Origin of the sequence: Bradyrhizobium sp. 155, assembly GCF_023101105.1 — a bacterium.
Classification (GTDB): domain Bacteria; phylum Pseudomonadota; class Alphaproteobacteria; order Rhizobiales; family Xanthobacteraceae; genus Bradyrhizobium; species Bradyrhizobium canariense_D.
Genome location: NZ_CP064704.1, coordinates 6,508,521 through 6,533,232 on the forward strand (window position 1 = coordinate 6,508,521; position 24,712 = coordinate 6,533,232).

Genomic DNA, 24,712 nt, shown 5'->3' on the forward strand with positions numbered 1-24,712 from the left:
TCAGGGGTTCCTTCGCGACATGAGATAGGAGGCCAGGACCGCTGGTTTGGTGGCACTCAGTGGCTTGGTGATAAGAAAGGCCGCTCCGATCCCGGTCCAATAGTTTGACGGAGTGGCGAGCGCGCGAGCAAACAGAGCGACGCGGGCTGCCGCCGTTGCGGGCGTCCCGGGCAAGCTCCCTTCCTGCGCTCCGTCCATGAACAGCACAGTGCCAGCGGAGCTATAGGCCCCTCTGATCACCCGGCGTCCTGAGAATAGCGTGGTGCCGCCGACAGAGACGTTGCCGCCGCCGGTTCCGAAAACCGTTCGGCCGTAGACTGGCGTGGCGATCCTTCCGATCGTGCGAGCGTCGCTTTGCGACGCGTTGGCATAGCCGAACAGATCGAAAAACGTTGCGCCGGCCACAAGATTGTCGTTCTGCGCCAGCGACCACAATTCGCCGCCCGCGTCCCCTGCCGGCAGGCCGGTGAGCAGCGCGGCGTCTGTGCACACCAGACAGTCGTCGATACCGTCAGAGGTTAAACCCGGGGAGCCGTTGAACGAAGTGCTGGAAAACACCGGCTGCGCTGCCCCCGAAGCTTGAACCGCGCTGTATCCAGCGACGATATCCCGCCAAGAAGAAACCCCCGTCGCAATCGTCATGCCGCCGTTCGCGCCCCAATAGTGCGCGTCAGCGTCCACCATGCAAGCAGATCATAGCCGAGCGCCACTACGGGATTGTAGGCGTTCACTCCCCCAAGGAGTGTGTACAGGTCAGTGAAGTTCGCCTGCGTCGCGGCGCGCAACTGATCGCTTGAGAGCCCGGCATTTAGATAGCGCGCGACCGGCAGCAGCAAGCCGCTGGCCACGATCGCATAGGCCGGCACGAAGACAGGAACTCCGGTGAGCGCCTGCGCCTTCACCGCAGCATAGAGGTCCGCAAAATTGGCCCGCGTAAAGTCCAGCACCTGGCTGTCAGAAAGCCCGCTGTTCAGAAGCCGCGGCACCAGGTTGGTACCGTACTCGGAATTCAAAGCGGCATAGAGCTCCACGAAGTCGGCCTGCACTGCCGCCCGGATCTGCTCGCGGGAGAGCCCGATGTTTAAATTTTGCTGCGTCATCTTAAGCGGCCGATCTCAGGATGTCGTTGAGCGACGCAAACCGAAACTCCTTCAGCGCGCTGCCTTCAGTCGCGTTGATGACTTCGACGCCGACGGCGCGTGCGGCCTCGTCCCAGCCTGCAAAGCCCGGAACGAATTCGCGCTAATAGATCTCGGAATCGCGGGCCGAGCCCTTGTACTCGTCGTGGCAGTGCTCCCGGTCCTACCCGCGTCGCGCCGAGCGCGATCGCCAGGCCATCCCAGTTCGCCACCAGCTGGCGCCGCGGCTCGTACCAGCCGGAATCCGTGAAGAACAGCGCGCTCGCCCAGGGCGCCAGCACGGCCGACAAGTTGATGGCGATCGACCGCCGGCCGCGCACACGCTGGCAGATCTCCGCCATGAGGCTCGGGCCCGACGCCAGGCAGAAAATCGTCTCGCCCTTGAACAACCAGGCGTGGTTGTCTTTTCCGGCATGCTTCAACCCAGGAATCCGTTCCAAGCGGCCGACCGCCACGATGTGCGAGCACGCTTGCCCAGTCACGTGTTCCAGCAACAGCGCATGCATCACCTCCCCGGTGTAGGGCGGGCTGGCGGGCGGGGGCGTCTTTTCACTTCCGCACGTTCCGATCCCTGTACTGCCGGAGAAGCGCAGAGCGTCGCGCCAGAGGCGCCGTGCCTAACTATTGACGAGCTCCTGGCACAGATCGGGAGCCCCGTCACACGCCTGACCACACGAGCGAGCTAGACGATGCCGTTTATCAAGGAAGTAAAGTGGGAGCACGTTCCTAGCAGCACCAGCGGCGAGGATAGTAAATGGTGAAGCCGCTGCGGCCAAGGCCGTGCTTGGATCGGATCAGTTGGCTATTTGACGGCGCGCAAGGCGCCGAAGGAATTGTTGCTTTGGTCTTTGACATGCCGCTGGAACATTGCCCAAGCGCGGTCCAAACATCTCCATCTTCTGTTTGATTGAACGCGCGACCGCGACCACCGCGTCGGTCCCCTGCCCGATCGCGTTGTTCAGATTGAGCATGCCGAAGTCAGGCCTTATTTCGCAGCGGCCACAATTCAACCGGGCCGCCGTGACTCTTCCGCAATGAGACGTGGCCGACTCATCTGGCGGCGTTCCGCTCGCATAGACAAAGTGGCGGCGATCTCGCTCCTGCCGGAACTGGCAGGGGGCGCCGCTCAGTTTTTCGAGTATTCTTTGCCGCTTCGGCGAGAAGCTCTTCCCAGCTGAAGCACTCGGCACGCACTCCATGCGGTTACGACCTGTCGAGATCGGGTTCTTCAAAGAGAAACGGCCAAAGGACACGGTCATGAAAACGCCCTTTAACGTGCGCGGAGGCGAAGATGTGCGCGGCATCCCGTTGAGAGATCTAGATGTAAGCGAACCTAGACGATTTCAAGATGATAGCTTATGGCCCTGCTTCGAGCGGCTGCGAAGGGAAGATCCCGTTCACCACTGCCAAGACAGCCCATACGGACCATATTGGTCGATAACGAGATACCGCGATATCGTGGCCGTCGATACAAATCATAAAATATTCTCGTCAGAGCAAGGTGTCACGATCCTCGACGTGCCCGAGGAACATTGGACACCGAGTTTTATCAAGGCAGGTCCTCCCAAACATGCCGCGCAGCGCAACACCGTAAGTCCGATACTCGCACCGGACAATTTGGAAAAACTCGAGGGATTAATCCGCAGTCGCGCTAGAACAATCCTTGATGGCCTGCCGCGCAATGAAGCCTTCAACTGGGTCGATATGGTCTCGATCGAGTTGACGACGCAGATGCTGGCCACACTTTTCGACTTTCCGTTCGCGGATCGCCGGCTCCTAACGTACTGGTCGGACGTAGCCGTTGCAGCGCCGACGGTTGGGCAGGCGATCGACAGCTGGGGCAAGCGAAGCGCAATCCTGTCCGAGTGCTTGACATATTTTACTCGGCTTTGGCGGGAGCGGATAAATGCCGAGCCACGACTTGATCTCATTTCGATGATGGCGCACTCGTCCGGGACTCGGCATATGGAGCCACGTGAGTTTCTTGGCAATCTCATTCTACTGATCGTGGGGGGCAACGACACCACGCGCAATTCGATCACCGGTGGCCTGCTGTTCATGAACCAGCACCCCTCCGAGCTACGAAAGCTACGAGATAATCCCGCCTTGGTGTCGAGCGCTGTGTCCGAGATTATTCGGTACCAAACGCCCATCGCACATATGCGCCGCAACGCCACCGCGGACATTATCATGGGAGGCAAACAAATCAGGCGAGGCGACAAGGTTGTAATGTGGTACATCTCTGGCAACCGAGACGATGAGGTCATCGAGGACGCCAACAAATTTACGATCGATCGCAAGAACGTGCACCAACATCTCTCGTTCGGATACGGCATCCATCGTTGCCTTGGTCGACATCTCGCGCGGCTGCAGCTTAAAATCCTCTGGGAGGAGATACTGAATAAGCGCATGGAGGTTGAGGTCGTTGGCGATCCGGAGCGCGTTGCATCGAACTTCGTGCACGGTTATTCCGCACTCCCGGTCCGAATCATAGTCTAGGCTGTGACGCCCTGAAATGATGCGTGAGCTACACGGCAGGACCGTCGTCGGGCTCTCTGATGACCAGTTACGCCATTGCACGCGGACTGGCGCGCGCCGCTGAAGATCGCCATCCCGGCTGGAGCCCGCACCTCTTGACCAACTTGGTCCGCCACTACGCTTCGCGTGACGCATCTCTCAAAGGCATCAAGTCCATGTCCGGGAACTCTGTCACAATCGGGTTCAGACCGGAGCACGGGCGTATAAGATGATAGGTAAGCGGCAACGAGACCCGCAAGCCCGGAACCTTTGGTCGCAGCGGTCCTCCGGTGCCGGCTTATCGCTTCGAAGACAGCCGGTCCGGCGAATGCACTGTTCGCGATTCAGTGGCCTTCTGCCCGCGCAGAAGCCGGCCGCCGACCGGCGTGCGGCCTGATCCTGAACCCCTGCGGCCATTATCGTCGGCACCAACCCCAGGTGCAGCGCCCATCATCATAGCGGTGTCAGGCCACAATGAATGCGCGATCATCGCGATCCGTCATCGGCGCTGCCGGTCGATCCAGAGCCCGCGCGGGGCGACGAGCGGACCAACTTCACCGCATGATCGGCGTCGAGGGTGCGTGGCCACAGGTTCACATACACGCGTCAGCGACGGTCTGGGCCGGGCGAGGAGCATCAGTTCTTCTTCGGCACGAGGTTGAGACTGACAGCGCTGCAACTGCAGCGGAGCACTTCCTTGTCACCCTTGATAGGCGAAACGCAGAGGAATTCGCCGCAATCGGTGTTGGGGCACTGCATCAGTTGAAGCAATTGTTGAAACGAACTTACGACCGCAGCGAATTCCTTCGATTGCAGGTCCGCCCAGGCGTTGTAGTGAACCGCCTTGTTGATCATCCACTCTTCGGACTTTGTCGCCGCCACCCGCTTTTTGGATTCTATCTGGAGCGCTTCGGCATCCTGAATATTTTTCCCCCACGAGGAGGCGGAGTCGCGCGCCTCTTTGAGACGGGCCTTCCATGCGGCTAACACCCCAGGCCAGAGATCGCCCAGGTCGTATTGTCCGTTTCCATGATATTCGATGCGAGCGCGCAGATTATCCGCAAGGATCGTCGAGGTGAACTCCAGATAGCGTCGCAAAGTCCCTGCCGCCAAAAATACATTGTCATTGGCGAGGTGTTTCTGGATCTGCGTCCAGACGTGACCCTCGTTCCAGACCTGTGGGCCACTGTCGACCGTCCAGCCGCCAAAGCTAAGAGTGCTCTGAACCAGCTTTTCGCTCTGCATGAACTTGAGCCACACGCCGTCGTGAGTGGTCAGGACAAACTGCGTGTTTGGAAATTTCTGCTTCAGGAGCTCGCGCAAACCTCACGACGATGGCCGGCGTCGACCGTTCAGCACATCGTCGAGGACGGCAAGCGTAAATCCATCGCCGAGCGTGTGCTTCACCAGTGCAAGATAGAGGCAAAGCCCCATGCCATCCTGATGGCCCTCGCTGTGGTAGGCCACGGGAGGAAATCTGCCTCGTCCGTAAAAGTCGACATCGAAGGCCAGTTTGCCGAATGATGCAGAGAGCTTGCCCTCGAAATTGGCCTCATCGTCGCGGTTGATGAAACTGTAGTATTCGGTGAAGTCCTTCTGCACCTTGTCGTAGATGCCTTCCAACATTGCGGTGCTGACCGTACCGTAGTGGCTAAACACCGCAGAAGCTGTTTCGGCCTGCTGGGCCGCGATATTGAGGGTCTGCTGCGTCCCACGGCATTGATCGTATTTCTCCTGGGCGACGATCAAGAATTCCTTGGCTTCTTGCTCCTTTGAAGGGTCGGAGAGCGTTTCGATATAGGCCGCCAGACGATCGGCGGGCTGAAGCAACTCGACCGCGGGCGATGCCCCCAGTCGACCAAGGGCTTGCAGCGCGTGGGCGATCGCTGCCGGGTCCCGGACGACCTTGTCTAGTGTGTCGCGGTCACCGTCGAGGGCCTTTGCGTGGGACCGCAGCGACGTGGCATCTATAGGAGGATTGGCCTTTTCGCACCATTCGGCCACTTTGCCCGCGTCAAGCGCCATCGCCCGCAGGTGAGCCGCGAGGGGGTCGATCGCCAGGGCCAGTTGCTTCAATGCCGTCGAGGCTGCATCTGCCTTTGCGATCTTCTCTTGAAGATGTGTTGCCAGGAGGGCCATCTCCCAGGGACCGTCGCACAGTGGACAAGCGTCTCCTTCGACCAGCTCAAGACCCCGCTCAACCAAAGCGCGCTGCTTGACACCCCTTAACAGGGCCGGATCGTCCGTGAGCTGGGCGAGAGCGGCGACTGCATCCGACTTTGCGCCAGTTATGGTTATTTCCTGCGAGACAGCCAGCCTCTTCAGGAAGCTCGCAAGGTCATTCTTGGCGCCGAGCTTGGAGAATGGCTGCGACGCCTCGTGCTCGGCATCTGGATTGATGCCTACCTTCAAGGCATTTTCCGGCGCGAGGTCCGCCACAGGATCGAGCTTCAGCACAGCTCGACGAGCATTTACAGAAGCAAGCAGATCAGTTTTGTTTGGAGTGGCAATGCCGAGATGGTGAAAGAAATCGGACTTGGTCCGCCGATCCTCCACCTCGGCCCTTCCGTGGTCGCGTTTTGCATCGTTGGCGACGCGTTGGACTGAGACCCGCAGCTTTTCGAGCTGATCAAGGCGCAGCAGCTCTTGGACGTATTGTGATCGTTTGCCTGCAGGAACGTGAATATATTTGATGATTTCTCGACGAGACAGGGCAAACTCAGGATGGGTTTCGAGCTGCGCCAGAAGCGCCATGGTTTCAGCACTGCTCGGCTTGAGTACCGCGGCGCCTGGATTCTTGACGCTCCGCTCGATTATGAAGCTCTTTTTGAGAGCGGGCGCATAGACCTGCAGGCGAACGAGCGCGGTTTCGGGCTTTTTGCTCGCGTCGACATGTGGAGCGTGCGCCTTGACACTCAGCTCCGCCGTGCCCGCACCGCCGAGACGAGTGATGTTTCCGGTGAGGGCAAATTCGATCGCATCCACGATGCCGCTCTTGCCAGTACCGTTCGGCCCCGCAATGCCAAAACTCCTTCGGCCCAACGAGCGCTTGAGATGACGAATTCCACGGAACTCGACAATTTCGATTTCTTCAATCTGGATCATTGCTCGGCTCAGCAGCATTGAAAATGGCCGCCCGTAGGCTCTCGGCGTCCAATTGATGATCCGCCAGTGCCTTTCGCAGCGCCGACAAAGACGCCCGCGAAAGGGTTTTCTGGTCCTCGAGCTTTTTCAAGAAGGCATCGACAACGGATGAGACCGTAGATGAAAAGGGAAGATCGTCAGCGGCCATATGGTTGCTATTCCTGGGCTGGCCACCTGCTTCTGTGCGGCAGCGTCAATCGCGAGACGTCTCGACAAACAGCGATTTCGGACGTGGTCCTAGTGGTTGTGCACAATGCGCACTAATCGCTTACGTTACTAGCCCTGCAAAGCCGCCCAGAACGCTTCGCCAAATGAAATTGAGATTAGAACTGAGCCACCCATCTGGCACAATGAAGCCGACTTGAAAGCGCTGCCTGAAAATCAATCAAGCCGACCGATCGACCATCGGAAAGATCTGCAGTGACCTCGGCTTGAGTTTGACTTGAACTGAGTCAGCGAGCACACCGCGGCGGCCAAGCCGACGCGAACGAAGCAAAGAACGCTGCCCTCTCAAGCTTGACATATTTTCCTGCCCCAGGCCCGTGGCGGGGCTCGTTTTACCCGCCACGGCAGCTGCGAACTAGGCTAGGCGGCCGCAATGTTCGCAGCGCGGCCGCCCTCCGGTGCCGGAGGCGAGATTCTGCCGTTCGATGTTATTGCCCTCGGTACACTTGTCGTTGTCGTGATAGACGCTTCGCGCACCAGGCTTCGTTGAATGAAATGGTGAAACTTTCGACATAAATCGGTCCCCGACGGAGATGGGTGCATTTGTCGTATGTGGTAGCAAACATGGGGGTTTGAATTAGTGCAATGACTCTCGAGCCAGCGCTTAAATTTGGCGCTCCATCGAATTTTTCGACGAATTTCACCATCGGTGGCACAGACCGGCGCTTGCGGGACGCAGATCGAGCTTGAGTTATGTCAGTTATTGGGACGCCCCACGACGCCAGCAAAATCAAGATAGACTGCCTCACCGACCTGCACACGACGAAGGTGCTGCCGGTATGCACCGGGAAGCCCGATATTTCCTCGCACGATTGTGGGACTGGCGCGCCAAAGACGATGGCAGCGATCAGCTTTGTCGATCGGCAGTTGCGCCGCGTGCTCGGTAGGAGGCTGAGGGCGCCTCCCTTGGCGTGCACCTGATCGCCGCCTCCGATCATGGACATGTGACGGTGCATGCGCGGGCCGATCTATTTGAGACGCTCGAGGCTGCCGGGCTGCGCTGCGGCCCGGCACCGGCGGCCGGCATCGATGCCATCGTCATACTTGGCCAAGTCGGAGCAATTTACCGCCGAGCCATCGGACGCCGTTATCCGCCGCACAGTAGGATCGATGATCGAGCGGCCCTGGTGTGGTCCGGTGCTTACCGCGGGTGGCGCGGCCTATGGCATTGCAGCGGCCAGCTTTGCCCGCCATTTGGTGTTCGCCGACGATGCCCTATCGGCGGACATTCTGTTCTCGTTCCGGTCGGATGGTCTCGATCCATTTGGCGTTATGGGCCGCACCTTGAGTGCGGATGGGGCGGTCGGCTTCGGAGTGCACGGCGGGTGGCATGCCAACGAGATGTCGTCGGTCGGCATTTTGGCGGGACCGCTGATCGAAAAACGCTTCGTCTCGCAAGTTCCCTCAGGCATTTGCGACATTGCGCCGACAGTGCTCGGTCTTCTGGGCCTTTCGCGACGGGCAACGATGACCGCTCGTGCGCTCGCAGAGATCTTTATCGATGATGGACAGGACGTACCTCGTACGGTTGAAAAGATATGCGAGACCAGCAGCGGAAGGAGAGGATTGCGACGTCGGGCCGAATTTGAGGCCAGATTACGTCGAGGAACGCTGAAGTCAGGAAGGCTTGAGAGGCAAGATCTGGGTTGCCGGCGGGGGGACGCCGCAGGCGTCGGCGCCAGCGGGGTCTCCACTCGTCTGAGCATCTCGGCGGAGGTCGCGATGCAAGGGAAGTGGCCGGAGAGCGTCACTTGTCCGAGCTTTCGAGCTTTATGGTTCAGCAGGCGCCTTGCCCCCGCCGAGTTGGAAGCGAGGACTGAGAAGGTTCTGCCGTTCGCCGCGAGGATCTCACCAAGTGATGGCACACCGACTAGATGGCCCTTGCTCGCGGCATCAAGGTGCTCGATCAGGCGCGCATCGCTCGTGTCGACAGAGCGCGGTATGGGCGACTGCCTGTCGAGATATTGATCTCAATGATGCCGTGGCGATCAGGCGTCGCGCCAGTGACGAGGCTCGTGAGCGCTATTCGTGTTTCGCTGGGCGAGACGGTGCGCTGCCTGGCCAGCACAGCACCGCGGCGCTGGAACCTGACCAGTTTCGGCGTCAATGATGGTTTGACGAGATCGGGTCGAATCCCATCGAACAGCACGATGAGAACCCGATTCCGGATCGGTCGGTCGAACATGTAAAACTTTCGTCTAACTGGAACGTAGCGGACTGGGAGCGACCAGGACCTGGCTGGCGCAGCCCAGCGCCATCGACTTGGAGCCGAGGCTGATCGCTAGCACGAGCGCAATGCGGGTATGGCGCTCCCAGCCATGCTGACCAAAGCCCGGCCAGCGCGACGGCCGCTCCCGAGCCGGGATTAGCGGCGTGCGAGCGCCAGCAGCTCTCCTCAGCTGTAGATCGGCCCGGCTTGTCTAAAACGGAGGGTGCGGGGTCAGTGGTTTGGTCTGATCATGATCGCCTGATGCACCTCTGCGGGCACAGCGTGAAGACACGGAAATCATCACAGGCCCCGAGGATCGCCCAATTCCGGCGAGGACGTCAGGTAGGATGTCCAGCAAGCCGTCGATAGCACGGCCCCGCAAGCAAGCGTAGCAAATGCCGCGTCCAGGAGAACCTGCTCGCGCCCTAGCCGATCCTGATCTGGTCGACGTCGCTTGAGCCAGCAAGCGTGATCGATGCTGCCGGCAGATCGTTTTGCCTGGCGGCTTGATTCCTGCGAATGCGATGCATCTCGTGTGCTTCGCATTTCACAGCTGTGGCGCTCGAAGACACCGGTGGGCGTCTCGAAAATTGATATGCCCCGACTAAGCGTGATCGTATCGACGCCCGGTGCGCTGGGCTGCTCGATTTTGCCGGCGTTGCTCTCGAAGGGAGGGACCCGTTGAGCCATTCTGGCAGGAGTGACAAGTTGGAAAGCCTGCAAATCGCCAGGGACGCCTTGAGGACTCCTACTCGCACTCGAACGAGCTAACGACACTTTGGCTATCGTTTTTTGAAATGAAATGATCGAAAAATATGATGCTAGTTGAGTTCCTATTTCGTTGTTATGTTATCCCTGCAGTCGCGCCGTGAAGCGAAACCTTCAATTTTTCAGTCCGGGCGTTCGCCCCGGTCACAACCGCACGGGCAAGCACCCGGGCATATCGTCGCCGCTGGCATCAGTGATGCGCGCGCCTCAGAGAGGGCGACTTGCTAAGTGGCGGAACCGCAGCACGAGGATCGCCGCATAGATTGTGAATCCGGTCGACAAGCCAATCCATATACCGACGGCCCCCAAACCGATCTTCAGACTGAGCCAATAGCTGAGGGAAAAGCCGATCGGCCACCAAGCAATAGTCGCAAACAGCAGCGGCACCCGCGTGTCCTTCAGCCCGCGCAGGCCGCCTGCCGTAATGCACTGGGCGGCGTCAGTGATAAAGAGGGTTGCGCCGACGATGAGGAGCGTTGCAGCGAGGCTGATCGTTGCCTCCGAATCGCGAGCCGTTCTGCCCAGAAACAGCTCCACGACCTCAAAACGCACGGTGATCAACGTAAGCGTTAGCGTTGTAGCTATGACCATACCGAGCAACATCGCCGCCAGATTCGCCCGCTTGACGCCTGCACGGTCGTCGCGGCCGGCGGCATGGCCAACGCGCATGGCAGCAGCCGTCCCAATGCCGAGATAAATCATAAACAGGGTCGAGGAAACCTGAACAACAATCTGGTGAGCGGCCAGTGCGCTGTTGCTGATCGAGCCCGCAACGAGCGACGTGGCTACAAATAGTCCCGACTCGATCAATGAAGCGATGGAGATCGGCGTCCCAAATGCGATGAGCTGCCGCATTGCCCGCCAATCGAAACGCCAGAGATCCGCAAGCACATGGTACTCACGGAACGGCCGGCGCAGTGCAGCGAACCACAAGCCCGCCAAAAACATGCCGCAGTTGACCAGCGTGGTCGCAAGACCTGCCCCGAACAGTTCCAACCGGGGCAGCCCAAGCTTCCCATAGGCCAGAATATAGACCAACAACGCATTGAGGGGGATGGCGGATAGCGTAATCCAGAAGACTGGCTGTGGCCGATTGACCCCACCCATGAAATTGCGGATAGCCAAAAACGCCAGTGCCGGAGCCGTGCCGAGGGCTAATCCGAAGAGGTATTGCTGGGCGAGCTGCGCCACATCTGGGGTCTGGCCCAAGGCAAGCAGTATTTGCTCTGCTCGCAGCGCCACAGCAATGATCGGGAATGACAGGATCAGGGCCAGCCATAGGCCCATGCGCAGCGAGCGCTGTACCGCGCCTAGATTATTTTCACCAAACGCCCGCGCCGCCAAAGGCGCAATGGCACTTAGTAGTCCCACGCCGAATGTGACGCTAATGAGATAGAGCCGGCCTGCCAGCGCTGCCGCGGCGAGCGCCTCAGCGCTGATACGCCCGATGAAGGCAAGATCAGTCGTCATCATCGCAACCTGCGCAACCTGCGTCAGCACCATTGGCAACGCGAGCTTCGCGGTTTCGCCGAGCTCGATAGAGAAGCGACGGATAGCCGCCCGTCTCGTCCCTTCTGGTCGCCAGATTAATGCCGGCTTTGTCTTGGCTATCTTGTCCATATCATCAGGCCGCCGTTTGCCTCGGCGAACGAAATACCGCTTCTTTCACGGAGTATTACGTTCTGACGTGAATTCGCGGTCAGCCTGCGATGCTGCTCGCGGGCAGCCTCGTGCGACCGCACGTTTAGACGCAAAAACGGACCACGGCTTGGCCGCTGGGCTTCGACCAGCGCGGCGCCGATTTTCGCATGCGATAAGCGCCAAGGAGAGGTTGCAAATGCCGCGCCAGAATTGGCCAATCACCGCAATCGTGCAATGGTAACGCCGCCCATCGGGATGGAGCCAGGTCGATCATGGAGGCGATTCATGCGCAGGCCACTGCGTTGATGCCAAAGATTGGAGGCCCGAAGCGGACCCGATCTATGCCACGAACTGAAGACTTATCATCCCGCAAGCCATCCCTGCACTCCTGAGCAATCGATGGGATCTCACTCTTCAAAGCCCCTCTCACTCTTCAAAGCCCATGCCAACTGCGACGAATTGAATAGATGCTCGCTCTTCTGCAAGCGGACTTGTCGGGAGATCGACAGCACGTCGCAAATAAGACAACCGGCATCGCCTGCTCACCGGCGAGAGGGCGGCGATGCGACCACATGACGAGCGTGATTTCATCCGTTAGGAGGACCTAGCGGGATTGACTCGTTTGCTCGACTAGATCACAGACATCGATATGCAATCACATTGATGAGCTGCGTGGCCTCGATCCCAGGCTTGGCACCTTGGAAAATGACGTGCTCTCGACATTGGTGGCCCAAGTTAGGAAGCCATAGACGTCGATCGTGACTTCCCCTTCCTGAGCCTTGCACGGGATTGTCCAGGAAAGGCTGCATATGAATGCGGTACTGTGCTGCCTCGTTAGCCTTATCCGGCAAGGTTTTCGTTTGAAAGCGCTGATGTACGCTACCCGGCCGTGGCTAGTGCCGGTATCGTCGGGAGTTCCTTGAATCTTTGCGTGCGCATGTGAGCTTTCAGCTATCCATACTGAAGATACTTGCCGGCCAGCCGGGCGGCCGAGCCGCTCTTGAAGTCGTCAAACAGCACTTGGCCATCTTTTACACCAGCGGACCCGAGTGGGCAGCGCGCATGAAGCGCATCGCGAGCCGCGAGCCGAACCTCGACATCTTCGGACAAAAGCTCATCGACCGCGAGGTGGGATACTGGACCATCACTGGGGAGGGACGGAAGGTCCTTGAGGTCCTTGAGAAGCTCGATCGATGTGTGGCGCAAGGCCAGCCCGAGGCACAGGCCGATGAGCCAGCTGGCGATGAGCGACCGCCATTGCCGGCTGCGCCGCCACGACCGATGGCCCGCAGAAACCGCCCTGGGCGTAAACGGTTGTAGACGCGTGATGGGCCCTCAACGTCAGGGGTCGCGCGGACGTCCTTATGGTCAGGCAGTTCTTCGATTAGATCGCGGAACTTCAGTTTGGAAATAATGCAATGGCATTGGGGACTGTGAAGTGGTTCAACGCGGCCAAGAGATACGGCTTCACCAGCCAGAAGACGGGGGAGCTGGCCTCTTCGTTCACATCAGCGCGGTCGAGAAGGCCGGCTACACTGATCTCGCGGAAGGCGTGCGGGTCAGCTACGAGCTGATGGCTGGTCGTTCGGGCAAGACGAGCGCCGAAAATCTGCGCATCGGCTGATCGGTAGCCCTGAGGAATCTGCCAAGCTTTGGGGTTTCTGAATTAGCTTCTGGCTTGCGCGAGAAGCATGGACTCAGCAAATCTCCCGGCCTGAGGCCGTTTCCTGTCCGACGCACGATCAGCGGCGCGTATCGGAGCGCCGTGCGAGGCGCTTATCGGGATCGCATTCTCAAGCAGACATTGCAGTGAGGGATGCGACAAATCTCTCGGCCTGCTTCAAGCGCGAACACTGGATCCGCTGGTTCACTCCGTTGGACGCGCGAAGATCGATTTTGCCATATAGGCCGATCGGTAGCTCCCGGTTGTCGTTGAAGCGCCGGTCCGGGCCGCCCTTACGATTCAGGTAGCGCCAAGTCTGGTCTACGACAGTCCCGTCGGCGGGCGGCGTCTCTTCCTCGATCAAGCGAGCGCTTCGAAACATGATTCAACGTCTTCGTAGCCGAACCCGGCGGGTCTTGCCGGCACTAACCAGGATCGCGTCAGGTGTCAGATAGAACGTCTCTTTTCCGGGTCCGCTCGCTGGCGAGCAGGCCGTTCACGCGCGCGGAAAGCTTGGGAATGATGCGCTATTCGATGCCATCGAACGGGGGGGGCGACCGCCCCAATACGAATCGTGGGCAACCAGCGAGACACGAATATCGAGCTTGTGGTCGAGGAGCTTGTAAGGACCGCTTCCAACAGGGGCTGTGGTCCACCGCTCCCACGAGCCCGCCGCCACGAAGGCGCGCTGACTGACGATCTCCGATCCCCAAGCAGCCAGACGCTGCTCGAGGAGCGCGTCGCCGCCCTTGGCATGCACAATGACGATAAACGGATCAACGATTTCGACTTTCTCAAGCCGATCAGGCGACTGAAGCGCCTGGGACATTCCGCTGCGTCCAGGTCCGAGCAGGTGGTCAGGACCAAGACTAAAGGCGACATCTTCAGCCGTCAAAGACGTTCCGTCATGGAAAGCCACTGCCTTGCGCAGGAACAGCCGCAGTGACTGCGCATTGATCCGCTCCCAACGCTCGGCCAAGCCGGGCCGTAGCGCCATATCATGGGCATGGTCGAAGGTGATCAGCGTTTCGAAAGCTGCGGCATGGTCCGGCGAATGGCAGTATCGGTCGCGATGACCGGTCTAACGATCGCGGAAATCCGGACATGGCGACCTTGAGGCGGCGACGCGTCAATGTCTTAGGCTCACCCCCACAGCACCGGCGCCTGTGCTGGCCAACACGCTTGCGGCAACCGCGCCTGCGATGGCTTGCCGTCACGTCAGTTCGATATGGGTCATCACCCCCTCCGGTTCCACTTCCATTCCTACGAATGCCACGCCCGCGAATTCTTAGATCGGCACTGACATTGGCGGACCACCGAAATTGGGCGCTTGTGTCATCAGGCATATTCGCGATTGTGTACGACCCTAAAAACCTGAACTGCTGCGGCAGGATGACACTATCGAATAATTCGATGTAAGCTTGCGAAGATGCGATAGTTGGCCCTTCTAACGCAGGCTGATGAAGAGGGAGAGCGAAGACGCAACGCACTGCGAACGGCCCAACAGCGCCGCACGAAGAAGCGATACGATTATTGTAATCTTCGATGATTTTATCCAATGCCGCGATCCCCCGGTTAGTTTGGTCGTTCGCGTTCGGATAGACGCCACGAAACCGCTCATTCGAACTCGAAGGATATTGTGTCTTGTCTCTCGTTTCAGATCGGCTCAATCTCGTCCGTCCCTCTCAAACCAAGGTCATGACGGCTCGCGCCGCCGAGCTGCGCGATCAGGGCGCCGACGTGATTGCGCTCAGCCAGGGTGAGCCGGATTTCGACACGCCGTCCGCTATCTGTGAAGCTGGCATCCGAGCCATCCGCGACGGGAAGACGAGATACACGGCGGTCGCCGGAATCAAGCCACTGCGGGCAGCGATCGGCGAGAGCCTCCGTCGCGATCATGGCCTCGATTACGGTATTGACCAGATCACGGTGGGCTGCGGCGCCAAGCAGGTCGTGTTCAACGCCCTATTCGCTAGCCTCGATCCGGGCGACGAGGTTGTGATCCCAACGCCATGCTGGGTCTCCTATCCCGACATGGTGGTGCTGGCCGGCGGCAAGCCGGTGCTCGTCGCCTGCAGCGAACTCGACGGCTTTAAGCTCCTCCCCCGGGCGCTGGAGAAGGCGATCACGCCGCGCACCAAATGGTTGATGTTGAATTCGCCATGCAATCCGACCGGCGCAGTCTACAGCCGAGGTGATTTGCTCGCGCTCGCTGCGGTGTTGCACGAGCGTACCCATGTGCATGTGCTATCCGACGACATCTATGAAAAGCTCACCTACGACGCCGAATTCGCAACAATGGCCGCAGTCGCGCCGGATCTCTACGAGCGCACACTAACAGTCAACGGCGTGTCCAAAGCTGACGCGATGACCGGTTGGCGCGTCGGGTATGGTGCCGGACCTCTGGCGCTAATCAAGGCCATGAACCTCATCCAGGGCCAGACTTCTTCGCACACCAGCTCGATTTCTCAACATGCCGCGCTCGAGGCGCTGTCAGGGAGGCGGGACTATATCAAAGAGTTCGTGCGCGCGTTTTTGGAGCGCCGCGATCTTGTCGTGGCCAAGCTAAACCAGGCCAAGGGGCTTGATTGCCGTGTGCCGGACGGTGCCTTTTATGTTTTCCCGTCCTGCAAGGGGGTTATCGGCAAGCGCACGCCGGACGCCAAGCTGATCGAAACAGACAGTGACTTTGCCATGTATTTGCTCGACGCTTTCGCCGTGGCTGTCGTGCCCGGCAGCGGCTTCATGGCCTCGCCCTATATCCGGATTTCCTATGCTTCCTCGTTCGAGGACCTCAACCGGGCCTGCGACCGAATCATCGCCGCCTGCGCGACCCTGTCCTGAAAGCCAATCTGATGTCCCCAAAAAAAGCCTGCGCGCCCGCATGGCCGAGACTGGCCTGGTCCACATCATGGCCGCCCACAGCCCATTTTCGGCGATTCTCGCGGAAGAAGCCGGATTTGACGGACTGTGGGCGTCCGGCTTTGAGCTGTCTGCGCCTTTATGGGCTGCAGGACATGAGCCTCATCTCAATGAAACAGCATATGGACATGCTGCGGGCGATCGCCGGACGCACGAGGCTGCCGATCGTCGCGGACATTGATACGGGCTATGGCAATGCGATTAGTGTCATTCACACTATCACGGACGAGCGGGCCGGCGCCAACGCCGTTATGAGCGGCGAGGCCGCCATCACGGCCAGATCGGACCCTGATTTCCTCGTCATCGCCCGCACTGAAGCCTTTATTGCGAGCCTCGGCGAAGCCGAGGCGCACGCTTACGCGGAGGCTGGCGCGGACATGATCCTGATCCATTCGAAAAGGGCGAGTCCTTCCGAGATCGAAAGCTTTTCGCGCGCCTGGACCGGAGCGGTGCCGCTGGTGATCGTGCCGAACGCCTACCCTGACCTCGAGTCCAAGCGGGTCAAAAACGTTGGCAATATCAGCATGATGATCTTTGGCAGTTACGGCATCCGTGCTGCTGCGACCGCCATGCAGGAGACCTCCCGACGGATCATCGCTGACGGCGGCGTCCAGAACGTCTACAAAGGATATTCTGCCGGTGGATGAGATCTTCAGAATCCAGAATATGCACGAGCTCAAGGCGGCTGAAGCTCGCTTCCTTCGGTGAACGCTGCGACTAATACTGCTGTCGAGATTTGAGAAGGAACTCAGGACCGCGCTCTGCTCCGGCGCACTCTAAACGTTCTTAAGATGTGGTCCTGTCGTCTAGACGACCCTCGATGTCGACTGCTCCATCAGCGGTTAGCCCGCTTGGCGGCACCTCGAGATCACCTCTTAAAAAACCGTCGACGGGAATCGGTAGTTGCGGGCCAGACCGCAGGAACCGTAGCAAGAAGGCGGATTTTGCGCGTGAGAAATCGTTCATAAGCGGCAATCCGGCTACACACATCAAATAATGTGATGGAGCATTCATTTCCGGCAATGGCCCGCCGTGACAATCAGCGGACATTCCAGGATCTACCGGAGCAGAAAATGGCTGTCGAACACAATGAAGTGCCTCTCAATGCTATACGGGTGTTTGTGACCATTGCGCGCGAGGGAAGCGTAACGCGTGCAGCGAGCACATTGGGGACGACACAGAGCTCGGTCAGCCGTTATTTGGCTGTGTTACAAGACTACTTTGGCACCGATCTTGCAACGGCGAGGCCGGCGGAACGAATTGACTGAATTCGGAAGGCTCTTCGCGAACGCGGTTGCCGAACCGCTTGACACAGTGTGTTACCGCGAAGAGGATGCGGCGTAGGAGCCGAACGGACGCTAATCGAATCGTGGTCCACACGTCTCTTTCCACCTTCGCGTACTCCTTTCTGATTCCGAATCTCCAGGCGTTCTCTGCCGAGATGGGCGGCGTAGTCGTCGATGTGATCAGTTCATTGTCTCCGCCGAGATCCTCCGACAATTTCGACATCTTGCTCACTCGCGATCTTTGTATCGCTGAACCGGCCGACGACTGGGCGATCTACAATGAGACGCTCGTATGCGTAGGTTCTCCAAATCACGTCATGGGAAAAACGCTCTCAACTGTCCGCTCGATGCCAATTCTGAACATCACATCGCGGCCCGACATACTGCCAACATGGCTTAGGGCCATGAACCTTTCCGCAAAGGACATCAAGTCGGGGGTAAGCGGGGCTGCGAGGCCCACCAGATTGTTTGTGCGTAGACCTGTGAGCGCCGTTAGAAGAGTCATCTTCTGCAAGGGTGCTCACAATGGACGACCATTCGGACGACATAAGACGACCGTTGTCACCGCGCATAGAAGTGTACGCCGGCGGCGGCCGGAAACAGTGGCCAGATGATTTGAAGGCGCAGATTGTCGCGGACAGTCTCGAGCCGGGCGCGATCGTAACAGATGTCGCACGTCGCCATGGCTGCCGGCCCCAGCAGGTGCATGACTGGCGGCGCCGGGCGCGTTTGGGTCAACTGGTGCTGCCAGCTGCGGCGGGTGCACTGTCGTTTGTGCCGTTAGTGTCGGAATCGTCGCCATCGGCGGCTGCAGCTCCCTCCGGGGCGCCGGAAGCAGCCGTTGTGACGGTTGAGCTCCATGGGGCACGAGTTGAGGTGCGAGGGACGCCTGGACTTGCCGTGCTGAGTGATGTGTTTGTTGCGTTGCGCCGGACACGTTCATGCTGACGGCTCCCGCTAACCTCATGATTTACGTTGCGAGCCGACCTGTAGACTTCAGGAAGGGCGCGGATGGTCTGGCGCTGTTGGCGAAGGAGACGCTGGGCCACGATCCGATGAAGGGCGTGGCGGTGGTCTTCCGTGCGAAGCGCGCTGATCGGGTGAAGATCGTGGTCTGGGATGGTAGTGGCCTCGTGCTGTATTGGAAGCGGCTTGAGGGCAGCGCCTTCAAGTGGCCGCCGGTCGTTGACGGCGTCATGCGAATGAACGCCGCGCAGTTGTCCGCGCTTCTGGCCGGCATGGATTGGACACGCATGCATGCGCCTCGAATCCCGCAGCCGAAAGCGCTTGCGTAGGACATAAAATCGTCGCTGCATCGGGGCGCGAAGCATGGCAGACTCGGGCCAATGAGTGATTTGCCTGATGAACTGCCGAGCGATCCAGCCGAGTTGCGTGCCTTTGCCGCGGCTCTGCTGGATCGCTGCGCCAGGCTCGAGCGGTTGCTCAAGCTTGCAAAAGACGCGCAGTTCGGTCGATCGCCGGAAAAGCTTGACGGTGATCAGCTCCAGCTTGTTCTGGAGGATATCGATCAGGCTGTCGCGGCTCTCGAAGCAGCCGAGGACCGCGCCAATCCCAAAACACGCGAGAAGAGGGCTGCCGAGCGCAGGGCCAATCGTGGCAAGCTGCCGGAGCATTTGCCGCGCATCATCGAAACGCTGATGCCGGCTGCAACCTGCTGCCCGTGCTGCAAAGGCGATCTCGTTGAGATTGGCCGCGATGAGAGCCAGAGGCTGGACGTCGTACCGGCGCAGTATCGCGTCATCGTTACCCGCCGGCCCAAACTGGCCTGCCGCGCCTGCCCGGGCGTCGTTCTCCGGCACGCTGCTCTCGAGCGACTGATCAGGGGTGGATTGCCGACCGAGCGGCTCGTCGCGCATGTGATCGATGCCAAGTCATTGGCATTTGCCGCTTTACCGCCAGACGCAGATGCTGGCGACGCACGGTATCGCCATCGACCGTTCCACGCTCGCCTTCTGGGTCGGCTATGCTGCCCAGGAGCTGAAGCCCTTGTGGGGTCGTCTGCGCGAGGTTTTGCTCGCCTCCGCGAAGCTTTGTGTCGATGAGACCCCGGCGCCGGTGCTGGATCCCGGGCGCGGCAGGACCAAAACCGGCTACTTCTGGGCGCTCTCGCGCGATGACCGGCCTTGGGCCGGGCCTGATCCGGTCGATGCCTATGCGCCGGGCCGTGGGGCCATCCATGGCTTGAGGCTGCTCGAAGGCTATCGCGCCATCATCCATTGCGAGGCTATGAGGTTTACAAGACCATGATGCGAGAGACGCGTGCGGACGCCTTGTCCGGGACGCTCGCATTCTGCTGGTCGCATCTCCGGCGCCAGTTTGTGAAGATCGAGCGCGAGGCTTCGCCGGCGCCGGCGCCGGTTGCCCGCGAGGCCCTCGAGCGCATCGCCCAGCTCTACGCGGTCGAGAAAGCCCTCCGTGGCCGATCTGACGCCGAGCGCCGCGGCGGGCCGGCAGGCGCATGCCCGGCCGTTGGCTGCAGCCTTGAAGCAGTGGTTTGAGGCCAAGCTTGGTCACCTCGCGCAGAAGAGTGAGACGGCGAAAGCTTTACGCTATGCACTGCGTCATTGGGACGGCTTGACGCTCTACCTTGATGACGGGCGCATCGAAATGGACACCAACGCAGTCGAGCGTGCGATGCGGCCGATCAAGCTCAATGCCAAGAACGCCCTGTTCGCCGGGTGTGACGAGGGTGCTGAGAATTGGGCATTGCTGGCGTCGCTCATTGAGACCAGTAAGCTCAACGGCGTCAGCGCCGAGTATTGGCTTGCCGACGTTCTGGCAAAGCTCGTCAATGGCTGGCCGGCGGCACGGCTGGACGAACTGCTTCCCTGGGCATCCACCTATACGATGCATGCACAAGATCCGAGGCTTGCGGCATGAGCCTCAGCACGACCGCGGTCCGGATCAAGGTGACCCTCAAGGACGTGAAACCGGAGGTGATGCGATGCCTTGTCGTGCCGCTCACGCTGCGCCTTGATCGGCTGCATCTGACGCTTCAGGCGGCGTTTGGCTGGACGAATAGCCATCTCTTCGGTAAGCGCGATTTTCTCCGCACGATGACGCCCGCGCTTTTGACGGATGGCCTTCGTATCGAGGGCGGCATCTGACCCGTTCAGGCAGCGGCGGTTTTGGGGAAGTTGAAGGGCAGCAGGTCGGTGATATCGGCGTCGTCGGCGCGCTGAGGCAATTCGGTGAGCACGTGGCGCAACCAGGCTAACGGCTCGACGCGTGAGGCGCGGCAGGTCAGCATCAGACTGTAGACGACGGCACTGGCCCTGGCTCCCTCGACGGTGTCGCTGAACAGCCAGCTCTTTCTGCCAGTGGCAAAGATTCTGATATCGCGCTCCAGGAGATTGTTGTCGATCGGCATCCTGCCGTCTTGCGTGTAGCGCGTCAGATATGACCATTGGTTCAGAGTGTAGGATACGGCATCGCCAAGCTTGCTGTCGGGCAAGACCTTCGGGGCGATTTGATCGAGCCATTCCTTGAGGGCGTTCAGGACGGGAATGCTGTGTTGCTGGCGGAAGCGGCGAATGCATTGATCTGGCGTTTCGCCTCTGTCTGGTTTTTCGTCCCGCGCCTGCCTTTCAACCCGGTAAAGCTGTTCGAAGAACCGCAGCGCCTGCTCTGGCGGGCCGCCGCCCTTCTTCCTCGCCTTGAGGGCATCGACAAAGCGCCGTCGGGAGTGGGCCATGCATCCAATGTGGGTGGTCCCTTCCAGCGTGCGCCATGCGGTATAGCCGTCACTCATCACGATGCCACGGTAATCGCCGAGGAAGGCCTGCGGGTGGATCTGGCCGCGGCCCGGCTGATAATCCAGAAGAACGATGGGCTCGTGACTGCCCTGGCCGCTGCGATAAGCCCACATGTACGATGTGCTGGTGGCTTTTTTGTCCTTCTCCTTGAGGACCTGAACCGTCGTCTCGTCGCCATGGATGAGAGGTTGCAGTCTGAGCCGCAGCTTCAGGGCGTCTGAGATGCGATGCAGATGCTTCTCGCTCGAGCCGATCACCCAGTGACCCAAAGCGCCGCGGCTGACAGGAACACCTGCGCGTTCGAAGGCCTGCGCCAGACGGTAGAGCGGCGTGCCATCGACATATTTGTGAACCAGCGCGAACGCCAGCGTTGAGGCCGTGGCAACGCTGCCCGGCAAGGGCTGCGTCGGCATCGGCGCGGTCACGACAGGGGCATTGATCCCGGTGCGATCGCAATGGCGGCACCCATATTTGAAGCGCACATTCTGTAAAACCTTCGCCTTCACCTCGATATGAAGTTGCTCGGTGACAGTCTCGCCCATGCGATGCATCTGGCCACGGCAGCAAGGACACGCCTTCTGATCGTCGGGCAGGTCATACTCGACCCGCTCACGCGGCAGGTTCGCCGGCAGCGGTCTGCGGCCGCGCTTCTTTCCCGTTGTGCTTTCGACGGGTGGCAAGCCCGTGTCCGGAAGTTCGGCGATATTGTCCGTTTCGCTGCCGGCATCATCCTCGTCGGCGGCCTGCTCGGCTTCATTGAACAGACGGTCGACGTGCTTTTCGCTGCGCGGCGCAAAACGATGCAGGCGTGCCAGCGCCAGTTCTTCCTCGAGCCTGACGACGCGCTCCGTGAGCTGACGATTCTCCACCTGCAGCGCAGCAATGCGCGCCAACAGCGCTTCGACACTCGGTTCGCCGGTTCGATTCATCGGATTCTTGAATCTGAACCGTACCGACGCGTCAACCGCTCAAGTCGAGAGCTCAGCCGGCAACCTGATATTGCCGCACCGGATGGCGGACCATCGCATCGATATCGATGCCGTCAAGGATCCAGTGCAATTGCTCGGTCGTCAGCGTGACGACCGCCTCCTGGCGGCGCGGCCATCGGAACTTGTCCTCGGTCAGCCGCTTCAGGACCAGCACAAAGCCGGACCGGTCGAAGAACAGCAACTTCATCCGGTCGCAACGGCGATTGCAGAACGCAAAAACCGCCGGAGCGAACGGATCGAGCGCCATCGTCTCCTGGACCAGAACCGCAAGGCTGTTGATGCCAGCCCGGAAGTCGATCGGCTCACGGTGCAGATAGACCTGCAGGTCACCGCCCAGTCTGAACATGGCCCAGGGCTCCGATGATCGCCGTCAATGCATCCACATCGCCGCATTCCAGCGCGACCTTCACGCCGTTCGGCAGCGACGCGCTCACTTTGGCCGGAGAACAAAAAGCTGTAGTCCCCTTGGGTTCCGACCCGCGCACTTCATCGCAAGCCGCCGGCAAACCCACCATCGCCACGCTGCTCCCCCGCGACAGGGCGCGATCGGAAGCCCCCTCAAGTTGAACCGGGATGAACGCCGATGGGGGAGACCGCGGGACAGACCTGGTCGCGGTGTGCTTCTTGATCCATTTCCGAAGCAGGTTCGCGTTGACCCCGTGTTCGAGCGCAAGTCTCAATACCGAAACGCCAGGCTCAAGACAACTCGCGACAAGACGCTCCTTCGATGCCGCCTCGTAGCGCCGGCGACCGTTCCGACCAACAAGCCTGACCCGCAGTTTCTGATCATCGTCTGCCATCACAAGGTGTCCACCTATTTTGGTGGACACCTCATGCATCAGAGCACTCAAAAGCAAAAGGTGCAGGGAAATTCGCGCTTACTCTCTTCGAGTTCTTCGCTGGTGAGGCACATTGGGGGATTCCCGACCCCGACAATGATTACGGCCACCAGCCCATGGATGCCCGTAAAGCGCGGCTTTGCGATATCGTTCGAGAGACTGGCGCCAAGACGATCCACTATCTCTATGACTTCGGCGACAGCTGGGACCATGTGATCAAGCTCGAAAAATGGTTCGACAACACCACGACGGAGGGCATGCCCTTCCTGCTCGAGGCCGCCGGTCGTTGTCCTCCGGAAGACGTCGGCGGTGCGCCAGGCTATGCCGAATACCTCGACGCCATCAGCGACCCTGCTCATCCGGAGCACGAACATATGCGCCGCTGGGGCCCAGAGCGGTTCGATCCCAACGTAATCGACCGGAAGGCCCTCGAGGCCGCCGTCGACGCGTTGTCCGACACATGGAAACCGCGGCGACGCGCCACGCGAACAAAATAGACGTCAAGCGCCATTCAAAAGGGCCGCAGAGCTACGCTTACAGTCGGGGGCGCATACGATCACAATTACCTTGCTTTGCCGGCCGTCATGACCGGAAAATGCCTGCTGGTGGCGCCTGAAATCATCGTCAGCGATCTCGTGCGGACAGGGGCGCTCCATGTGATACCAGGATCGCGCACTTCAAGCGGCATGCAGTATCGGGCCTATGCGGTGGACCGAAGTGACAATCCCGAGATCGCTCGTGCCTTCTGCCGATGGGTCGCTCGGCTCTGCAAAAAGGCCGCAACTCCGGAAGCCGCCTAACCGCGTATCGGTGTTAGCAGAAGTTCGATCGATGCTTTGAATAATGCTAGCGCGTCCATTTGCACATGCAGACCGTTCCCAATGGACGGCGAGGCTCGTTTTTAGGCGAGTACCGCGGCCAACCCGCAGTCCAAAACGCTAACCGCCCCGCCAGAACCCTTTCCGCCTTCAAACCGGCCGACTACAATCGTCTTGTGAGATATCAGGGCCGCACCATCAACCAAAAGCTCAGGACCCCTTGCTCCTGTCTTTGCGGTTGCGACGGAGCAATGCGCGATAGCCGCCTCGCATGAGACGCAGCCCCGCCCGGACCAGGCGAATGGTCCGGCTGCGGAGATGGTCTGTTTTCCAACCGCGATCGGGAATACGATGGTTGCCGAATAGGCCTTGCGCGATTTCGCGATAGCTGTTTCCTTCCAAGGACCCATCGACTGCACGCAAGGCGAGGATAAGCCGATGACGGGTCAAGATTGGCAGCGTCAGAGGGGGTGGTCCGATGGGCCGCCGTTCAAGCGCCAGCCAAAGTCGATGAGCTGCCCGCACACGAACCTCAAAATTGCGATCGAGCGGCAAGTCGACAGCAACCGATGAGCCCACCGGTGGCAGTTCTGCTAGCCAAAGGCGATGCTTCGCTCCTCCGAGCGCCACGACGGCATGCCATCCATCCGGCGCGCAACGAAGCTCGCTATCCGCTAGTTTGCTGAAATCCAGGTCATACCGTTTGGACGCCGCCGAGCGGACAGCTGCGCGCACGGGCAGCACGGTCGACAGCACTTCAGGCGCCCAGAAAATGG

Annotated in this window: 23 protein-coding genes and 4 pseudogenes; 12 read left to right on the plus strand and 15 right to left on the minus strand. The window is 59.9% G+C overall.

The window, feature by feature from the left end; all coding sequences use genetic code 11:
• From IVA93_RS31190 to IVA93_RS31205, 4 genes are all read right to left on the minus strand, one after another.
• Entirely contained in the window at window positions 1–684 is a 684-nt protein-coding gene (locus IVA93_RS31190) for a hypothetical protein (RefSeq protein ID WP_247412732.1), read from the minus strand.
• Window positions 639–1,100, minus strand: coding sequence for a hypothetical protein (locus IVA93_RS31195; protein ID WP_247370314.1), 462 nt, complete (start codon window positions 1,098–1,100; stop codon window positions 639–641). Before IVA93_RS31195 ends, IVA93_RS31190 begins: the two co-directional genes overlap by 46 nt.
• Window positions 1,101–1,165: 65 nt before the next feature.
• Window positions 1,166–1,645, minus strand: coding sequence for a hypothetical protein (locus IVA93_RS31200; RefSeq protein ID WP_247789342.1), 480 nt, complete (start codon window positions 1,643–1,645; stop codon window positions 1,166–1,168).
• A gap of 288 nt (window positions 1,646–1,933) precedes the next feature.
• Window positions 1,934–2,398 carry a GPW/gp25 family protein gene (locus IVA93_RS31205; protein WP_247789344.1) on the minus strand — a complete coding sequence of 155 codons (465 nt, stop codon included), beginning with the start codon at window positions 2,396–2,398 and terminating at the stop codon, window positions 1,934–1,936.
• Between IVA93_RS31205 and IVA93_RS31210 the strand changes: the two genes are divergently transcribed.
• The gene (locus IVA93_RS31210) at window positions 2,397–3,638 is read left to right on the plus strand and encodes a cytochrome P450 (RefSeq protein ID WP_247284194.1); all 1,242 of its coding nucleotides are present in this window, start codon (window positions 2,397–2,399) and stop codon (window positions 3,636–3,638) included. The two genes, IVA93_RS31205 and IVA93_RS31210, sit on opposite strands and share 2 nt — an antisense overlap.
• 654 nt (window positions 3,639–4,292) lie before the next feature.
• Here IVA93_RS31210 and IVA93_RS31215 read toward each other — a convergent pair.
• The 5 genes from IVA93_RS31215 to IVA93_RS31235 form a co-directional block, all read right to left on the minus strand.
• Window positions 4,293–4,979, minus strand: coding sequence for a hypothetical protein (locus tag IVA93_RS31215; RefSeq protein WP_247789345.1), 687 nt, complete (start codon window positions 4,977–4,979; stop codon window positions 4,293–4,295).
• Between the two features lie 3 nt (window positions 4,980–4,982).
• Complete coding sequence (locus tag IVA93_RS31220; protein ID WP_247789346.1) at window positions 4,983–6,761, minus strand: ATP-binding protein; 1,779 nt, start codon at window positions 6,759–6,761, stop codon at window positions 4,983–4,985.
• On the minus strand, window positions 6,748–6,948 hold the full coding sequence (locus IVA93_RS31225) for a hypothetical protein (RefSeq protein ID WP_247293751.1): 201 nt from the start codon (window positions 6,946–6,948) through the stop codon (window positions 6,748–6,750). The genes IVA93_RS31220 and IVA93_RS31225 overlap by 14 nt, the downstream gene beginning before the upstream one ends.
• Before the next feature lie 1,983 nt (window positions 6,949–8,931).
• Complete coding sequence (locus IVA93_RS31230) at window positions 8,932–9,210, minus strand: alkaline phosphatase family protein (RefSeq protein WP_247789347.1); 279 nt, start codon at window positions 9,208–9,210, stop codon at window positions 8,932–8,934.
• 999 nt (window positions 9,211–10,209) lie between these two features.
• Entirely contained in the window at window positions 10,210–11,622 is a 1,413-nt protein-coding gene (locus IVA93_RS31235; RefSeq protein WP_247293746.1) for an MATE family efflux transporter, read from the minus strand.
• A 1,083-nt stretch (window positions 11,623–12,705) separates the two neighbouring features.
• Between IVA93_RS31235 and IVA93_RS31240 the strand changes: the two genes are divergently transcribed.
• Both IVA93_RS31240 and IVA93_RS31245 read left to right on the plus strand, forming a co-directional pair.
• Window positions 12,706–12,963, plus strand: coding sequence for a hypothetical protein (locus IVA93_RS31240; RefSeq protein ID WP_247412739.1), 258 nt, complete (start codon window positions 12,706–12,708; stop codon window positions 12,961–12,963).
• A gap of 98 nt (window positions 12,964–13,061) precedes the next feature.
• Window positions 13,062–13,267: pseudogene (locus IVA93_RS31245) on the plus strand (cold-shock protein).
• A 169-nt stretch (window positions 13,268–13,436) separates the two neighbouring features.
• Here IVA93_RS31245 and IVA93_RS31250 read toward each other — a convergent pair.
• Together IVA93_RS31250 and IVA93_RS31255 are read right to left on the minus strand one after the other, a co-directional pair.
• The gene (locus IVA93_RS31250) at window positions 13,437–13,670 is read right to left on the minus strand and encodes a hypothetical protein (protein ID WP_247453970.1); all 234 of its coding nucleotides are present in this window, start codon (window positions 13,668–13,670) and stop codon (window positions 13,437–13,439) included.
• 132 nt (window positions 13,671–13,802) lie between these two features.
• Window positions 13,803–14,285, minus strand: coding sequence for an ABC transporter substrate-binding protein (locus tag IVA93_RS31255; protein WP_247789349.1), 483 nt, complete (start codon window positions 14,283–14,285; stop codon window positions 13,803–13,805).
• Between the two features lie 665 nt (window positions 14,286–14,950).
• Between IVA93_RS31255 and IVA93_RS31260 the strand changes: the two genes are divergently transcribed.
• From IVA93_RS31260 to IVA93_RS31290, 7 genes and pseudogenes are all read left to right on the plus strand, one after another.
• Window positions 14,951–16,150, plus strand: coding sequence for a pyridoxal phosphate-dependent aminotransferase (locus tag IVA93_RS31260; protein ID WP_247789351.1), 1,200 nt, complete (start codon window positions 14,951–14,953; stop codon window positions 16,148–16,150).
• Between the two features lie 140 nt (window positions 16,151–16,290).
• Complete coding sequence (locus tag IVA93_RS31265; RefSeq protein WP_247789352.1) at window positions 16,291–16,875, plus strand: isocitrate lyase/phosphoenolpyruvate mutase family protein; 585 nt, start codon at window positions 16,291–16,293, stop codon at window positions 16,873–16,875.
• Between the two features lie 426 nt (window positions 16,876–17,301).
• Window positions 17,302–17,496, plus strand: a complete 195-nt coding sequence (locus IVA93_RS41320; protein ID WP_524536873.1) for a LysR family transcriptional regulator — start codon at window positions 17,302–17,304, stop codon at window positions 17,494–17,496.
• 543 nt (window positions 17,497–18,039) lie between these two features.
• Window positions 18,040–18,462 (plus strand): IS66-like element accessory protein TnpA, encoded by a 423-nt coding sequence (gene tnpA, locus IVA93_RS31275; protein WP_247282116.1) that lies wholly within the window; start codon window positions 18,040–18,042, stop codon window positions 18,460–18,462.
• Complete coding sequence (gene tnpB / locus IVA93_RS31280; RefSeq protein WP_247282115.1) at window positions 18,456–18,809, plus strand: IS66 family insertion sequence element accessory protein TnpB; 354 nt, start codon at window positions 18,456–18,458, stop codon at window positions 18,807–18,809. Before tnpA (IVA93_RS31275) ends, tnpB (IVA93_RS31280) begins: the two co-directional genes overlap by 7 nt.
• Before the next feature lie 51 nt (window positions 18,810–18,860).
• A pseudogene (tnpC, locus tag IVA93_RS31285) lies at window positions 18,861–20,415 on the plus strand (IS66 family transposase).
• Window positions 20,412–20,567, plus strand: a pseudogene (locus IVA93_RS31290) (IS1096 element passenger TnpR family protein); the annotation flags it as partial. The pseudogenes tnpC (IVA93_RS31285) and IVA93_RS31290, both read left to right, overlap by 4 nt.
• Before the next feature lie 80 nt (window positions 20,568–20,647).
• Here IVA93_RS31290 and tnpC (IVA93_RS31295) read toward each other — a convergent pair.
• Genes tnpC (IVA93_RS31295) through tnpA (IVA93_RS31305) form a run of 3 tightly spaced genes read right to left on the minus strand, consistent with a single transcriptional unit; the run spans window position 20,648 to window position 23,079 of the window.
• A complete protein-coding gene (gene tnpC / locus IVA93_RS31295) occupies window positions 20,648–22,219 on the minus strand; it encodes an IS66 family transposase (RefSeq protein WP_247384585.1) in 1,572 nt (523 codons plus the stop codon).
• A gap of 52 nt (window positions 22,220–22,271) precedes the next feature.
• Complete coding sequence (gene tnpB / locus IVA93_RS31300; RefSeq protein WP_148750250.1) at window positions 22,272–22,625, minus strand: IS66 family insertion sequence element accessory protein TnpB; 354 nt, start codon at window positions 22,623–22,625, stop codon at window positions 22,272–22,274.
• The gene (gene tnpA / locus IVA93_RS31305; protein ID WP_247789239.1) at window positions 22,606–23,079 is read right to left on the minus strand and encodes an IS66-like element accessory protein TnpA; all 474 of its coding nucleotides are present in this window, start codon (window positions 23,077–23,079) and stop codon (window positions 22,606–22,608) included. The genes tnpB (IVA93_RS31300) and tnpA (IVA93_RS31305) overlap by 20 nt, the downstream gene beginning before the upstream one ends.
• On the opposite strand from tnpA (IVA93_RS31305), the gene IVA93_RS31310 reads away from it, so the two are divergent.
• Both IVA93_RS31310 and IVA93_RS31315 read left to right on the plus strand, forming a co-directional pair.
• Window positions 23,073–23,615, plus strand: a complete 543-nt coding sequence (locus IVA93_RS31310; protein ID WP_256469935.1) for a plasmid pRiA4b ORF-3 family protein — start codon at window positions 23,073–23,075, stop codon at window positions 23,613–23,615. The genes tnpA (IVA93_RS31305) and IVA93_RS31310 overlap by 7 nt on opposite strands.
• Window positions 23,616–23,660: 45 nt before the next feature.
• A pseudogene (locus tag IVA93_RS31315) lies at window positions 23,661–23,918 on the plus strand (type 2 periplasmic-binding domain-containing protein); the annotation flags it as partial.
• A gap of 228 nt (window positions 23,919–24,146) precedes the next feature.
• On the opposite strand, the gene IVA93_RS31320 reads toward IVA93_RS31315, so the two are convergent.
• Window positions 24,147–24,692 (minus strand): DUF2285 domain-containing protein, encoded by a 546-nt coding sequence (locus tag IVA93_RS31320; protein ID WP_346771677.1) that lies wholly within the window; start codon window positions 24,690–24,692, stop codon window positions 24,147–24,149.
• Between the last annotated feature and the right edge of the window lie 20 nt (window positions 24,693–24,712).

Bases quoted from the DNA above. Each gene is read 5' to 3' on its own strand.
- IVA93_RS31210 (WP_247284194.1), top strand. From the start codon at position 2,397: ATGAAAACGCCCTTTAACGTGCGCGGAGGCGAAGATGTGCGCGGCATC.
- IVA93_RS31230 (WP_247789347.1), bottom strand. From the start codon at position 9,210: ATGTTCGACCGACCGATCCGGAATCGGGTTCTCATCGTGCTGTTCGAT.
- IVA93_RS31225 (WP_247293751.1), bottom strand. From the start codon at position 6,948: ATGGCCGCTGACGATCTTCCCTTTTCATCTACGGTCTCATCCGTTGTC.
- IVA93_RS31200 (WP_247789342.1), bottom strand. From the start codon at position 1,645: ATGCATGCGCTGTTGCTGGAACACGTGACTGGGCAAGCGTGCTCGCAC.
- tnpA (WP_247282116.1), top strand. From the start codon at position 18,040: ATGGACGACCATTCGGACGACATAAGACGACCGTTGTCACCGCGCATA.
- tnpC (WP_247384585.1), bottom strand. From the start codon at position 22,219: ATGAATCGAACCGGCGAACCGAGTGTCGAAGCGCTGTTGGCGCGCATT.
- IVA93_RS31190 (WP_247412732.1), bottom strand. From the start codon at position 684: ATGGTGGACGCTGACGCGCACTATTGGGGCGCGAACGGCGGCATGACG.
- IVA93_RS31195 (WP_247370314.1), bottom strand. From the start codon at position 1,100: ATGACGCAGCAAAATTTAAACATCGGGCTCTCCCGCGAGCAGATCCGG.
- IVA93_RS31240 (WP_247412739.1), top strand. From the start codon at position 12,706: ATGAAGCGCATCGCGAGCCGCGAGCCGAACCTCGACATCTTCGGACAA.
- IVA93_RS31220 (WP_247789346.1), bottom strand. From the start codon at position 6,761: ATGATCCAGATTGAAGAAATCGAAATTGTCGAGTTCCGTGGAATTCGT.
- tnpB (WP_247282115.1), top strand. From the start codon at position 18,456: ATGCTGACGGCTCCCGCTAACCTCATGATTTACGTTGCGAGCCGACCT.
- tnpA (WP_247789239.1), bottom strand. From the start codon at position 23,079: ATGGCAGACGATGATCAGAAACTGCGGGTCAGGCTTGTTGGTCGGAAC.
- IVA93_RS41320 (WP_524536873.1), top strand. From the start codon at position 17,302: ATGGCTGTCGAACACAATGAAGTGCCTCTCAATGCTATACGGGTGTTT.
- IVA93_RS31205 (WP_247789344.1), bottom strand. From the start codon at position 2,398: ATGACCGTGTCCTTTGGCCGTTTCTCTTTGAAGAACCCGATCTCGACA.
- tnpB (WP_148750250.1), bottom strand. From the start codon at position 22,625: ATGTTCAGACTGGGCGGTGACCTGCAGGTCTATCTGCACCGTGAGCCG.
- IVA93_RS31235 (WP_247293746.1), bottom strand. From the start codon at position 11,622: ATGGACAAGATAGCCAAGACAAAGCCGGCATTAATCTGGCGACCAGAA.